Source organism: Carnimonas bestiolae, assembly GCF_051251145.1.
In the GTDB taxonomy this organism is placed as follows: domain Bacteria; phylum Pseudomonadota; class Gammaproteobacteria; order Pseudomonadales; family Halomonadaceae; genus Carnimonas; species Carnimonas bestiolae.
In genome coordinates, this window is sequence record NZ_JBPCZK010000006.1 from 155,556 (window position 1) to 168,152 (window position 12,597).

The following is a 12,597-nucleotide window of genomic DNA, read 5'->3' on the forward strand; positions in this document are numbered from 1 at the left end:
ACATGCCTTGACTGATTCCAGCCATCGCCCCGTGAAGGTGCCTGGGCGCCAAGTCTGGCGACTGGCGTGGCCGATCATCCTATCGAATATCAGCGTACCGCTATTGGGCCTGGTCGGCACCGCGGTAATTGGGCACCTGCCCGACGCTCGCTACCTTGGCGCTGTTACCCTCGCCACCACGCTGTTCAATATGCTGTTTTGGGCGTTTGGCTTTCTGCGCATGGGGACCACCGGACTGACCTCGCAGGCCCACGGACGCCAGCACGACGAAGAAGCCCGCGCGCTGCTGCTGCAATCACTGGCCCTGGCGGGCGCATTAGGCATCGTGCTGATAGCGCTATCGCCCTGGCTAGTACCGGCGGCCGTGCAGTTGATTGGCGGCGCGGCTGATGTGCAAGCGTTAGCCATCCGTTTTGCCCATATTCGCATATTCTCCGCGCCGGCCGTGTTGTCGAACTACGTGATTCTCGGCTGGTTTTTAGGCCAGCAGCGCACACGCACCACCCTACTGCTTACCGTTACCAGCAACACTGCTAACGTGGTACTCACCCTTGTGCTGGTACTGGGCGCGGCGCTACATAGCGACGGCGTTGCCTGGGCCGCATTGGTCGCCGATTATCTGGCACTGGGATTAGGCATTGCGCTGGTGATGCGCCGCTCAAAGGCCTTGAGCGGCCGCTTTGCACTGAGCATGCTCGCCAATACCAAGCGCTATCGGGCGCTGTTTCAGGTGAATAAGCACCTGTTCATTCGGACCTTGGCACTGCTGTTCGTCAATTCCTTTTTTACCTCACGCGGCGCGGCCTCAGGCACCACCATATTGGCGGCCAATGCGGTATTGCTCGAATTCATTATGCTTACCTCCTACGCACTGGATGGCTTCGCTCAAGCCTGTGAAGCCCTGACCGGGCGCGCAGCGGGCGCACAACGCTTCGATCAGTTTGGCGCCGCCGTACGCGCCTGTGCCAAATTTTCGCTGTATACCTCGCTCGGGGCAGCGCTGATATTTGCGGTGTTCGGCCCGGCGATGATTGATGTGCTAACCAGTATCGATGCAGTGCGCCAAACCGCGCGCGACTACCTGCCGTGGCTGGTAGCGATGCCGCTGATTGCCGTTTGGAGCTATTTGATGGATGGCGTGTTCGTGGGCGCCGTTGCCACCCGCCCAATGCGCGACACCTTGCTGCTGTCGGTCGCGGTATTTCTGCCGGTCTGGTATTTGACGCAAGGCTTAGGCAACCATGGACTATGGCTTTCATTCGCGCTATTCATGTTGGTACGTTCAACCAGTCTAAGCGCCATCTATCTGCGCCGCCGTCACGGCATCTGGGCAGACAACGTCTCTCATCGCGCGCCGCACTGAAGGAAGGAAACCAACAAGGAGCGCCTTTTGCTAACCGAATCTAGCCACACGGCCCGCAACGCCCCCCGCCGCCAGCGAATCTTCGAAGCGTGGGACGCGATTATTCTAGTGCTGGTCGTCCTAAGCCTGGTGCTAATTCTGTTCGACTCGTTCTATCGCTACACACCGCTGCCCTGGCTGCTCAACCTTGTTTGGCCCGCCCTCGATCATCAGGCGCACTGGCTCTCTGAGCACGCCAGCCAAATCGACCTATGGTTTCTGAGCGTCTTCTGGATCGACATTATTGCTGGCTGGTTAGTGGCGATTGCCCAGCATCGCTACCATCGCTGGTTCTTCTATCCCTTTGTGCATTGGTACGACGTGCTCGGCTCGCTGCCTATTACCAACTTCCGCTGGTTCCGCATTTTGCGCGTTATCGGGCTGATGGTGCGGCTACAAAAGAGCGGCTGCGTCAACTTCACTCAATGGCGGTTCTTTCTGTTCTTCCAGAAGTATTACAACATTGTCATGGAAGAAATCTCTGATCGCGTTGCGGTCAAGCTGCTCACCACGGTTCAGGACGACATTCGTCACGACGGTGATATTGGTACCAGCATCAAGGAAAGTGTGATTGAACCGCAGCGTGTGCAACTGTCCGAACAGATCGCCACGCGCGCCGCCGCGCTGATTAACGAAGTGCGCACCCACACCAGCACCAACGTGGAGGGCTATCTGGTCGACTCTACGCGCAAGGTATTGGAGAACAATGCCAACATCCGCATGCTGAAAAGCCTGCCGCTCGGTAAGCAGCTGTCGAACACGCTCGAAAGCGCCATGATTGACGTGCTTACACAGTTGCTGCGGGAAACCAACAAGGGGCTTGATTCGGCGGAGTTCACATCGTCGGTAGAGCGCATTGTCGGACATTGCGTTAGCGATGTGCTGGCCCACCCCACGCTGGACGAGGGCCAGTTTGAAACGATGATGGTAGACACGCTGGAAATGCTGAAAGCCAGGGTCGAGAAAAAGCGTTGGAAAACGCTCTACGACGACCTCTAGCCGCTCTAACAGGGGCGAGCACAGGCTGCGAGGGCGCAGCGAATGGCCGCCCCACCGCCGTACACGCCTCTGCCTTCTGATGTCGCAGGGCACACGCCCTGATGTGCTGAACTACGCCACCATTGCGCTATAGCGGCAGCCAGTCGATGACTCGCGCAATCTGTGCATCCCAATAGCGCCATTGATGATCACCAGGCCCTTCGCTGTAATCGACGCCAACGCCGGCGGCGCGAGCGGCACTCAGAAAGTCCTGATTGGGCTGATAGAGGAAATCCTCGGTACCGCACCACTGGTAGAGTTTGGGGACGGTATCCGGCGCGGCAGAGAATTGCTTCACCAGCGTTAACAGATCGTCATCACTGCCCTTGGGAGACTGGCCGCCAAAGATCAACTGAGCATCGGGCGGAGGATCAGCGCGCTCGGTCATCGCGGCTATGTCCAGCGAGCCTGACAAGCTGGCGGCAGCGGCAAAACGATGTGGCTCACGCAGCGCCCATTTGAAAGCACCGTAGCCTCCCATCGAAAGCCCTGCCACGAAGTTGCCTTCGCGCTTATCGGACAGCGGAAACAGCCGACCCGCAACGCTAGGCAGATCGCTGGTAAGAAAATCAAACCAACGTGGCCCGTACACCATATTGCAGTAAAAACTTCTGCCGCAAGAAGGCATGATAACGGCTAGCCCGCGCTCGTTGGCATAGCGCTCGATGGAACTGTAGCGACACCACGCAGCGTCGTCGTCCGCCAAACCATGCAGCAAATAGAGCGTTGGCCACGGCCCTCGCTGATGTTCAGGGATGATGGCTTGAAGGGAAGTATCGATATCAAGCACGTTCGACCTGAACCTGCATTTCAGCCACGCCATGATTGTCTCCGTGATAGATGTACTAATGACCCTACCATCACACGCCCAATGACGCAGCACGGCAGTACCCGCCGCTACGGCCACCCCCAACGCCTCGTCCACTGAGATAGCTCAGCCTTTCCTTATCCTGGCCCACGCCAGAACCGGCTCAGGACGCATCACGCACAATCGGATCAGGCGACTGACCGTTCCTCATCATCAGATAACGCCGCCCATAAGCTTCCTGATGTTCCCAATCCGGTACCTGTAAGGCGGCATCGCGGCTGAGGATCAGCGATTCCAGCGCTTGGTGATCCCCAACCAACGGCAGCAGTTCGCTGATAGGAATGGCGTAATCGTCATCGGAAATTTCACGGGAGACGAGTTGCCCCATTTCCGTGAACCACAGATGGTAAGTACCCGCGCTAAACTCATCGAAACTTTCCCAGCGCAGACGCAAAGCAATGCCTTGCGCCGCAAGGTCGCTGACATCGAGCATACCTCGCGGGATATTCATAAACGTGAAACAGCTAATAAGGAAGGTACGCCCGTAGCGGCTAGTATCGAGATCGTCCCATCGCTCAGCGATATTATCGAAACGCTTGAGCACATCGGCTGTATGCTCACGCAAAACGGTCAAGGTCACATCGGTGCAACTAGACATCGATATATCCTCCGGCCGAGCGCAAAGGCACGGATAGACCTATGGTCAGCTGCTGCAAGGCCGCTGCTGCCGTTTGAACCCTGGTGTTGCGCGGCAATCGCGATGCCGTCTTATGATATCTATTCACTTTCTCTACTTCTCCTACCCAACACTGCCAATCGCCTGCTCGCGAGACATCGCTCGATACAATCAATGCCCAGCGCATGCGTTAATAACGATTGGTTAATTTGCTAGTTGGCGCCTACTGGCCAACAAATTTCCTCCCTGATGCCTCCAACACGGGCTAAGCGAAAGCGTCCTTCAGCGGTGGTGCATGATGTGCCCCGCTAGTCCCCCCTTGGACTGAGCGGCTACCACCAATGAAAGAACCTGTACGGTTAATCAATTAATGAAAGGCGTTATATGAAGCTTGCACCTATGATCACTGCCATTTAAGGATAAATTTTGAATTTCTATGGTCTCATTGCTTAACTACAGCGGTTCACGCTTTACCCAAAAGGCTAATCACATGCTTATTTCGGTTCAGGCGCTTCGCGCAGCAGCGGCCTGGCTGGTGGTTTTTCACCATTTCATGCAGGTTTTCTTTAACTTCAATGCGCATACGGTGACTGGCTATCTGCTTTCCACTCGCGGCCAGGTAGGCGTCGATGTGTTCTTCATTGTCAGTGGCTTTGTCATCTATCTATCGAGCGCCAACAAACGCCCGAATTCGCCACGCTTCATGTTGGAGCGCGTGGTCCGCATCGCCCCTGCTTACTGGCTGTTTACGCTGTTAACCGCCGCCATTATTTACTACAACGCCAGTGTAATGCCTCCCTACGGGCTCGACGCTGGCGCGCTGCTCAAATCGCTGTTGTTCATTCCAACGCAGAATCCGGCTCACTTTGGCTACTACCCTATTCTACCTGTCGGATGGACGCTTAACTTCGAGATGATGTTCTATCTGCTGTTCGCATTATCGCTTTTGGCAGGCAAGAAATACCGCGGCTTCATTACCGCCGGGCTGGTAATTGCGGTAAGCGGCTGGGCAGCGCAAACCACGTGGATATCGACGTTCTATGCCCAGCCGGTCATCTACGAATTTCTGCTCGGCATGGCGCTGGCGTTCGCGTTTCAGCGCAACTGGCTGCCAGCGCTTCATGGCAAATGGCTACTGCTGCCCGTTGCCATCACCGTCGCTTCGCTGGCCACCATCCTCTGCTTTGACGATCAAAGCCCCTATCGACTGTTCACCTGGGGCATCCCGGCCGTCATGCTGGTCGCTTCCTTCATTACGATGGAGCCGTTGTTCAAGCATCAGCGCTGGCTAAAACACTTGGGCGACTGGTCCTACTCGGTGTACCTGGTACATGTGATCATTTTGTGGAGCGGTGCCCAATTGCTGCATCAGCAGCTCGGCTTCTCTCCACGTCAAACCCTGCTGGTGTGCCTGCCGATTATACTGCTGCTGTCGTGGGGCAGCTTTACCTTCATCGAGATAGGACTATCGCGCCTGCTGAAGCAGCTGTTGGGCCTTTCTTCGGCGGCAGGAAAGTCGACCACCGTACCGAAACAGGCCATCGAGACAAAAAGCGCTCGCTAACGCCTGCCAGTACACACAACAACGCCCGCGGAGATATTCCCCACGGGCGTTCTCGTTACCTTAGGGGAGCGACCCGATCAGCCGCAGCTGAGCTGGGTAATCTTGCCGCTACCATCGACGTGGATATCAACCCGCTCGGCGCGATAATCCATGGTGGTAATCGATTGCGGCGAAAGCACGCGCTGGATGCTGGCGCCGCTGCGCTGAAGAATTTCCTCGAACACCTGCTGATTGCCAGGTTTGCCGGTGTAGCCTTTCAGCTCGCTAACGTCGCACTTATCGCTCTGCACGTTATCCCCGGCCAACGGCGTTACCTGAGCATCTTCGCTGCCTGCATTACTGCCATTTTGCGGCGCACGCTGCGGAGCGGCTTGACTGCCCTGCCCGGCGGCCGATGCCGCGTTGCCGTTAGCAGCTGCGGCAGTGTTCTTTTGGATCGCGTTCGAATACGCACCCGCACCTTCCGGCGCTCCTACAATCTGTTCGGTCTGGTTGTCGGCACAGCCGCTCAGCATTACGCCAGCAACCAACGCTACGACAGGTACAAGATGGCTTCCCTTCACGACATTGCTCCCGAATTTACAATTATTGAGTGGTTACGGCACGCGCTGAGCGAACGCCTTCGGCCAATTCACGGGTGAGCTGTGCGACGCGTTGCGCGGCCTCGTCGGTAGAAGCTGCCTTTTCAACGCACTCAACCAATGCTGAGCCTACCACGACTGCATCACTGAAACTCGCAATGGCACGCGCTTGTTCGGCGGTACGGATACCAAAGCCCACCGCCACCGGCAATGCGGTATGCGTTTTGATCCGTTCTACCGCGCCCTCTACGTCGGTCGGCGTTGGAGCACGCACGCCCGTTACGCCTGCTACCGATACGTAGTATAGGAAACCAGAGGTATTTTCGAGCACCTTCGGCAAGCGCTTGGCGTCGGTGGTAGGTGTTGCCAAACGAATGAAGTCGATATCAGCCTCGCGCGCCGGCAGACATAGCTCGTTATCGTGCTCGGGGGGAAGATCGACCACAATCAGGCCATCAACGCCCGCTTGCTTGGCATCGCGCAGAAATGCATCGACACCATAGCGATAAATCGGGTTGTAGTACCCCATCAGCACAATTGGCGTGGTGTTGTTTTCGGCGCGAAAGCGACGCACCAATTCGAGCGTTTTACGCTGCGTTTGCCCGCCCTGCAGCGCACGCAGCGCCGCTTTCTGAATGGCCGGACCGTCCGCCATCGGATCGGTGAACGGCATGCCCAGTTCGATGACATCGGCGCCGTTATCAGCCAATGCTTTCAATACCTGATAGGCACCTTCAGGATCAGGATCACCGGCCATCGTGAAGGTCACCAAGGCAGAGCGGTTCTGCTGTTGGAGCGCCTCAAAGCGCTGCGTGATACGAGTCGCCATCAGTGAGTCTCCCCTGTGCTGTGCTGTTCAGCGCTACCTTCCTTGCCAGGCACGCCTACATATTCGCCCTTGCGCTGTAAATACTCGGCAACGCTCGACATGTCCTTATCGCCGCGACCGCTCAGGTTAATCACCATCAGGTGATCGCTGGGCAGCTGTGGGGCAATCTTGATCGCATGAGCGATGGCGTGAGCCGATTCAAGCGCGGGAATAATGCCCTCAAGATGACAGCAGCGCTTGAAGCCTTCGATGGCTTCTTCATCGGTGATCGAGACGTACTCTACCCGCCCTGTGGTGGACAGGTAGGCGTGTTCAGGGCCGATTCCGGGATAATCGAGCCCCGCCGATACCGAGTGCGCATCCTTGATCTGACCATCTTCACTTTGCAGCAAATAGGTACGGTTACCGTGCAGCACGCCCGGTTCGCCGCCGTTAAGGCTGGCCGCGTGTTCGCCGGTATCAATGCCATGCCCGCCAGCTTCAACGCCGATCATTGCCACGCTACTGTCGTTAAGCATGGGACCAAACAATCCCATCGCGTTGGAGCCACCACCGATGCAAGCCACCAGCGAGTCGGGCAGGCGGCCCTCCTTCTCAAGCATCTGTTCGCGCGTTTCACGACCAATCACCGCCTGAAAATCACGCACCATTACCGGATAAGGATGCGGCCCCGCGACAGTACCAATAATGTAGAAGGTGTCGTCGACGTTGGTGACCCAATCGCGCAGCGCCTCGTTCATGGCATCCTTCAGCGTGCCAGTCCCCGACGTGACTGGAATAACCTCCGCACCCAGCAGACGCATGCGGAACACATTGGGCTCCTGACGTTCGATGTCGGTAGCGCCCATGTAGATAACGCATTTCATGCCGAAACGCGCGGCAACAGTAGCGGTAGCAACGCCGTGCATACCGGCGCCAGTCTCCGCGATAATGCGCTTTTTGCCCATTTTGCGCGCCAGCAAAATTTGCCCGATGCAGTTGTTTATCTTGTGCGCACCGGTGTGATTCAAGTCTTCGCGCTTGAAGTATATTTTGGCACCGCCCAGTGCCTCGGTAAGGCGCTCAGCGTAATAAAGCGGGTTGGGGCGCCCAATGTAGTCGCTCTGGTAGTAGGCCAACTCATCGCGAAACGCTTTATCCTCAAGCGAATCCTGATACGCCTTCTCCAGCTCAAGAATCAGCGGCATCAGCGTTTCAGCAACAAAGCGACCGCCAAAATCGCCGTAAAATCCGTAAGGATCCGGGCCATTGGCGTAATGGGGAGCAGATGACGTCATGGCAACTATCCTCGGTAAACGATGAATGTCCTAAAGTTGTGCGTACTCTAACCCACCATTTGCACAACAAAAAACGATAAAAAAGCATCTCCATGTGAGATAAACTCACAAGCAAGCGATCTTCTCTTGAAGGTATCCAGCGTCGGCGAGCGGCCCTTGGCTTTGCAATCGCGATGCTCATCACAGCCGCGCCGAATTGGCCTGGATGTTCGGTTATCCTGCAGGCAGTCCGCAGCATGTGCGCTGCAAGCGAAGCGCCGCGGCCGCGAGCACGCAGGTCGCTTCGCTAGTAAGGTCATGATCGCATCAACCAACATTGCCTTATCACCAGCCAGGAGCTCCGATGACATCTGATTCGCTGCCTTCGCTTACGGCACTGCGCGCGTTCGAAGCCACCGCACGACTGGGATCAGCCAGCGCGGCCGCTGATGCTCTTCATCTCACTCATGGCGCCATCAGTCGCCAAATCAAAGCGCTTGAGAGTGAACTGAAGCACCCTCTCTTTGCACGGCATGGGCGACGTTTGGTGCTCACCGCTGAAGGTCGGGCCTTTGCGGATAGCTGCACTCAGGCCTTCGATATGATGAAAGCCGCACGACGCACCTTCGAGCGCGCGCATGAGGGAGCGCCGCTAGTACTCACCTGCACCGGTAGCCTGCTGGCGCGCTGGCTGATTCCTCGTCTGCCGCGCCTTAATCGCGAGCTTCCCGAGCTTCGTTTGCGTTGGGTACCCAACGACCACGATAGCGCGGCCGCTACGCAGGACATCGATGCGCAACTGGTATTCAGCGACAATCTTCAAGCGCCCGCTAAGCAGCGCGTTTTAGCGGTGGAGCGCATAGGCCCCGTGCTTGCGCCACAGCTAGCGGCGCAGCTTGGTGTGAGCGCCACCAGTAGCGCCGACACCGTGCTTGCCCAACCGCTGCTGCATACGCTATCGCGTCCGCAGGCGTGGCCCCAATGGGCGCGACGCAGCGCGATTGACGAGCAGCTGCTACAGCTCGGCCAAGGGTTTGAGCACCTTTATTATTTGCTGGAAGCCGCGGAAGCGGGGTTGGGTATTGCCATTGCGCCACAGCTATTGGTGGAGGATGCCATCGAAAGCGGACGTTTGATTGCGCCGTGGGGCTTCGTAGCAACCGATGCAACGCTAGCGCTCATCAGCCGCGAGGGGCTGGGGGCGAGAGAACAGCGTCATATCCACGAGCTCGGCGACTGGTTGGAAACGACGCTGGATTCTTCTGCTAACCCAGCCGCTGATCGCACTTCCTAGCCACAAAAAATCCGCCGCGTGGTCATGCCAACGCGGCGGATCTGTAGATTATTTGCTGCCATTCTTTCTTAGCCGTGCTTTTTATGGCACGCGGTGTACAGCTTCATTTGATCCATTTGACGCTGAATACACTGACTATCGGTACCTGCACAGCGCACGCGCGTCCAGGTTGACGGGCAGTTATCGTTCGACGCTACTGCGTTGGCCCTTACCGATGCGGGATGCCCGCCATCGCTTGAACAGCCCACCAATGCCAGCACTGCTGCGCACGCAAACCAAGCTTTCATTTACTCTCCCCACTCTATTTCGTCTATGTGCGTTTTAGCCAATCGTGTCGGATGCCTTGCAACAAAGCCCCAACGCACCACTTGTCAAAAGCTGTACTGCTTACCAGTGACACGATAACCGTTGACCGGCATACCCGTATGTTGTGAATTGGTAAGCTGTCGTGCGAGGAGCGCTATCCAGCGCGACGGAAAAACCTCCCCCGCCAGCCTGTTATCGATCAACAGACCCAGCGCACTAATTAAAGTTCAATTAAATCAAGCATAGTCAGCCATATCGTCTCTGTCACGCACGGCCACCGCTGCCGCAAACGATAGCAACCAACGTGCTTATAGCGCCTCGCTACCGCCACTGAGCAGTTCGATAGGAGCAGCACGGCGGCAGTAAAAAAGCTGCAGCCGACACAGCCGCGCAATTTCGACCGATAGAGCCGACGGCACCGAGACGCACGCCAGCGCCGCCACACCGGCGCGCACGGCCTTCTGCACCAGCTCAACGCTGCAACGGCTGGACACCACCAATAGCGACGGCATGGCGCCGGAGGCTAGCCCTGCGCCGACCACCTTATCGATCGCGTTATGACGGCCGATGTCATGCGCGCAACTGAGCTGCTGCCCATGGCTATCGATACCCAGCGCGGTGTGTAGGCCTACCTGACGCTGTTGCTGCAGCCATGCCAAGGCACCTTGCAGATGCTCTGCCGACATCAGCGGGCGCTCTGGCAACTGCTGTAAACCGTACATCAGCAGTGCTTCGGAAGCCGTTCCACAGCGCCCACAGCTGCTCATCGAGGTGCCCACCCGGCGCTGCTCTTGCGCCATCAGCGCAATTCGCGCATCGACTTGCGCGCGCAGCAGCAGCCCGTGGCGTAGAGGTTCAGTGGTAAAAGCATGAATATCAGCAGCGCGCTCAATCAGTCCTTCGGCAAAGCAAAAACCCAGCGCCCACTCTTTCAGGTGATCGGGCGTTGCGAGCACCGTCGCGTAGTCGGTCTGGTTCAGCGCCAGCGTAATCGGCAATTCGCGCGGCCCCGACAACGCCTCGATCGGCACTTCACGCCGATCCAGCACAGCCGCAGCAGGCACTTCAGGCATTGCTATCCGACTCAAGCCAATGGGTCTTGATCCATCCAATTGCGTCGAGCAGGCCATTGGCTTCGTGGCTGGCTGCGCCGAAATCCTGACCCCGCGATTGCTCATGCGGTACCGCTACTACCTCAAGCTGCGCAGCATCAGCGGCGAGCACGCCGAAGGAGGTATCCTCTACCGCCACCGCCTCATACGCCTCCAATTCCATCAACGCCAGTGCTTTCAGATAGCACTCGGGATCAGGCTTGGAATGCGTGACATCGTTGCGGGTAACGCTATGCTCGAAGAAACGGTAAAGATCATAGGCGTTACACACTGCATCGAGCTCACCACGACTGGAGCCCGTGACGATGGACATGCGCAGCCCAGCCGCCTCTGCCCACTCCAGTGCTTCAATAACATGAGGCATAAGCGCCGGCGGCTCTTTGCCAAACACATCGATGGTGGCATTAACCTTCTGCTGCACCAGTTCTTCAACACCTACCGGCAATTGAAACTGCCCAATCAGTTTTTCTACGGTGGCGTACACTGGCAGACCGGTGTAATTCGCGGCGAAATCATCAGCGCCCAACGCACTGTCGTAGCGCCCCAGCAGTTTATTCCACACGCGCCAATGGGCCTCTTCGGTGTTAGCGAGAGTACCGTCAAAATCAAACAAGATTGCTTTAAGCGCCATTCGAACTCCTGACTCTGCGATTAGTGTCGGCTATCCACTGCATAAAAAGAGATTTCTCTCGTCATTCAACCACATCCGCACGGTGCTTTAGGGGCCCTATGGGTAAAAATGCGAGAAACTACTTTTGATAACCGTTCTCAACAATAGTACCCTTTAGCGCCAGTACATTTTACTTGAGACTCTTTCTCGGAGCCCGCCCATGGATCAGGCCACGACTGTCCGCAAGGCCGCACCCACCCCGCCGAAGCGCAAGCGGGCTGCCCGACTGATGACAGTCGTTGACAAGCATCGCATTACGCCACAAATGATGCGCGTGGTGCTGACCGCGCCGTCGCTTGAGGGTTACGACGAACACAGCTATGGCGCGCATATCAAGCTGATGTTGCCCCACGCCAACGAGTCCGAGCCTACCCTGCCCACCTTGACCGACAAGGGGCCCGTATGGCCCGAAGGCAAGAAGAAACCGATCGTACGTACCTATACGGTACGCCATCTTCGCGATGGTCAGCTAGCCATTGATTTCGTGCTGCATGCCGATCACGGTCCCGCTTCTCACTGGGCATTGCACTGTAGCGCTGGTGATCAGGTGGGCGTAGTCGGTCCCGCTGGCCCGCTGCCGATGATTAAAGACGCTGACTATATGCTGCTGGCGGGCGATACCAGCGCGCTGCCAGGCATCGCTGCGATTCTTGAAAATCTTGCCGAAGACGCCCAAGGCCACGCGTTTATCGAAATACCCAACGAAAGCGAGCAGCAGGCGTTGCGCCATCCCGAAGGGGTAGGCATTACCTGGCTGATTCGCGGAGCGGATGCCCCTAGCCAGTCACATCGGATGTACAACGCCTTGAGCGCGCTGGACATCCCCGATACGGCCTCGCTACAAGCGTGGGTGGCGGGCGAGAACAGCGTGGTGATTGAGCTGCGCAAACTACTGCGCGAGCGCTACGGTTTGACCAAGCCCATGCTGTACGCAGTGCCCTACTGGAAGGAAAGCCTGAACGAAGAGGCATACCACAGCGAACGCCATCGCGTGATGGACGAGCTATAGCGCTGTCAGGCAGCGGTCTACCCTCTGCTTGCCGCATTCGCTTCCCATAGAA

The 12,597-nt window shown here is 57.2% G+C and carries 13 protein-coding genes; 5 read left to right on the forward strand and 8 right to left on the reverse strand.

Annotated elements, in window-relative coordinates:
• Positions 1-7 precede the first annotated feature (7 nt).
• Positions 8-1,363 (forward strand): MATE family efflux transporter, encoded by a 1,356-nt coding sequence (locus tag R84865_RS09155; RefSeq protein WP_435639461.1) that lies wholly within the window; start codon positions 8-10, stop codon positions 1,361-1,363.
• A 27-nt stretch (positions 1,364-1,390) separates the two neighbouring features.
• Positions 1,391-2,401, forward strand: coding sequence for an ion transporter (locus R84865_RS09160; protein ID WP_435639462.1), 1,011 nt, complete (start codon positions 1,391-1,393; stop codon positions 2,399-2,401).
• A 127-nt stretch (positions 2,402-2,528) separates the two neighbouring features.
• Here R84865_RS09160 and R84865_RS09165 read toward each other — a convergent pair whose 3' ends face one another.
• Both R84865_RS09165 and R84865_RS09170 read right to left on the reverse strand, forming a co-directional pair.
• On the reverse strand, positions 2,529-3,263 hold the full coding sequence (locus R84865_RS09165) for an alpha/beta hydrolase (protein ID WP_435631227.1): 735 nt from the start codon (positions 3,261-3,263) through the stop codon (positions 2,529-2,531).
• Between the two features lie 148 nt (positions 3,264-3,411).
• Complete coding sequence (locus R84865_RS09170) at positions 3,412-3,906, reverse strand: hypothetical protein (protein ID WP_435639463.1); 495 nt, start codon at positions 3,904-3,906, stop codon at positions 3,412-3,414.
• Positions 3,907-4,414: 508 nt separating this feature from the next.
• Between R84865_RS09170 and R84865_RS09175 the strand changes: the two genes are divergently transcribed.
• Positions 4,415-5,488: an acyltransferase family protein gene (locus R84865_RS09175; RefSeq protein ID WP_435631225.1), complete on the forward strand. Its 1,074-nt coding sequence runs from the start codon at positions 4,415-4,417 to the stop codon at positions 5,486-5,488.
• A gap of 77 nt (positions 5,489-5,565) precedes the next feature.
• On the opposite strand, the gene R84865_RS09180 is transcribed toward R84865_RS09175, so the two are convergent.
• From R84865_RS09180 to trpB, 3 genes are read right to left on the reverse strand one after another with little or no spacing between them, the layout of a single operon-like run.
• The gene (locus tag R84865_RS09180; RefSeq protein ID WP_435631224.1) at positions 5,566-6,051 is read right to left on the reverse strand and encodes an I78 family peptidase inhibitor; all 486 of its coding nucleotides are present in this window, start codon (positions 6,049-6,051) and stop codon (positions 5,566-5,568) included.
• 22 nt (positions 6,052-6,073) lie between these two features.
• Entirely contained in the window at positions 6,074-6,898 is an 825-nt protein-coding gene (trpA, locus tag R84865_RS09185; RefSeq protein WP_435631223.1) for a tryptophan synthase subunit alpha, read from the reverse strand.
• Positions 6,898-8,175, reverse strand: a complete 1,278-nt coding sequence (gene trpB / locus R84865_RS09190; protein ID WP_435637952.1) for a tryptophan synthase subunit beta — start codon at positions 8,173-8,175, stop codon at positions 6,898-6,900. The genes trpA and trpB overlap by 1 nt, the downstream gene beginning before the upstream one ends.
• Before the next feature lie 343 nt (positions 8,176-8,518).
• Here trpB and R84865_RS09195 point away from each other — a divergent pair, with 343 nt between their 5' ends.
• Positions 8,519-9,448: a LysR family transcriptional regulator gene (locus R84865_RS09195; RefSeq protein WP_435639464.1), complete on the forward strand. Its 930-nt coding sequence runs from the start codon at positions 8,519-8,521 to the stop codon at positions 9,446-9,448.
• A 68-nt stretch (positions 9,449-9,516) separates the two neighbouring features.
• On the opposite strand, the gene R84865_RS09200 is transcribed toward R84865_RS09195, so the two are convergent.
• From R84865_RS09200 to R84865_RS09210, 3 genes are all read right to left on the reverse strand, one after another.
• The gene (locus tag R84865_RS09200) at positions 9,517-9,735 is read right to left on the reverse strand and encodes a hypothetical protein (protein WP_435631220.1); all 219 of its coding nucleotides are present in this window, start codon (positions 9,733-9,735) and stop codon (positions 9,517-9,519) included.
• Positions 9,736-10,062: 327 nt separating this feature from the next.
• Positions 10,063-10,827: a formate dehydrogenase accessory sulfurtransferase FdhD gene (locus R84865_RS09205; protein WP_435639465.1), complete on the reverse strand. Its 765-nt coding sequence runs from the start codon at positions 10,825-10,827 to the stop codon at positions 10,063-10,065.
• Entirely contained in the window at positions 10,820-11,497 is a 678-nt protein-coding gene (locus tag R84865_RS09210; RefSeq protein ID WP_435631218.1) for an HAD family hydrolase, read from the reverse strand. The genes R84865_RS09205 and R84865_RS09210 overlap by 8 nt, the downstream gene beginning before the upstream one ends.
• A gap of 199 nt (positions 11,498-11,696) precedes the next feature.
• Between R84865_RS09210 and R84865_RS09215 the strand changes: the two genes are divergently transcribed.
• Entirely contained in the window at positions 11,697-12,545 is an 849-nt protein-coding gene (locus tag R84865_RS09215) for a siderophore-interacting protein (protein ID WP_435639466.1), read from the forward strand.
• Positions 12,546-12,597 lie beyond the last annotated feature (52 nt).

Bases quoted from the DNA above. Each gene is read 5' to 3' on its own strand.
- R84865_RS09165 (WP_435631227.1), bottom strand. From the start codon at position 3,263: ATGGCGTGGCTGAAATGCAGGTTCAGGTCGAACGTGCTTGATATCGAT.
- R84865_RS09170 (WP_435639463.1), bottom strand. From the start codon at position 3,906: ATGTCTAGTTGCACCGATGTGACCTTGACCGTTTTGCGTGAGCATACA.
- R84865_RS09175 (WP_435631225.1), top strand. From the start codon at position 4,415: ATGCTTATTTCGGTTCAGGCGCTTCGCGCAGCAGCGGCCTGGCTGGTG.
- trpA (WP_435631223.1), bottom strand. From the start codon at position 6,898: ATGGCGACTCGTATCACGCAGCGCTTTGAGGCGCTCCAACAGCAGAAC.
- trpB (WP_435637952.1), bottom strand. From the start codon at position 8,175: ATGACGTCATCTGCTCCCCATTACGCCAATGGCCCGGATCCTTACGGA.
- R84865_RS09195 (WP_435639464.1), top strand. From the start codon at position 8,519: ATGACATCTGATTCGCTGCCTTCGCTTACGGCACTGCGCGCGTTCGAA.
- R84865_RS09200 (WP_435631220.1), bottom strand. From the start codon at position 9,735: ATGAAAGCTTGGTTTGCGTGCGCAGCAGTGCTGGCATTGGTGGGCTGT.
- R84865_RS09205 (WP_435639465.1), bottom strand. From the start codon at position 10,827: ATGCCTGAAGTGCCTGCTGCGGCTGTGCTGGATCGGCGTGAAGTGCCG.
- R84865_RS09210 (WP_435631218.1), bottom strand. From the start codon at position 11,497: ATGGCGCTTAAAGCAATCTTGTTTGATTTTGACGGTACTCTCGCTAAC.
- R84865_RS09215 (WP_435639466.1), top strand. From the start codon at position 11,697: ATGGATCAGGCCACGACTGTCCGCAAGGCCGCACCCACCCCGCCGAAG.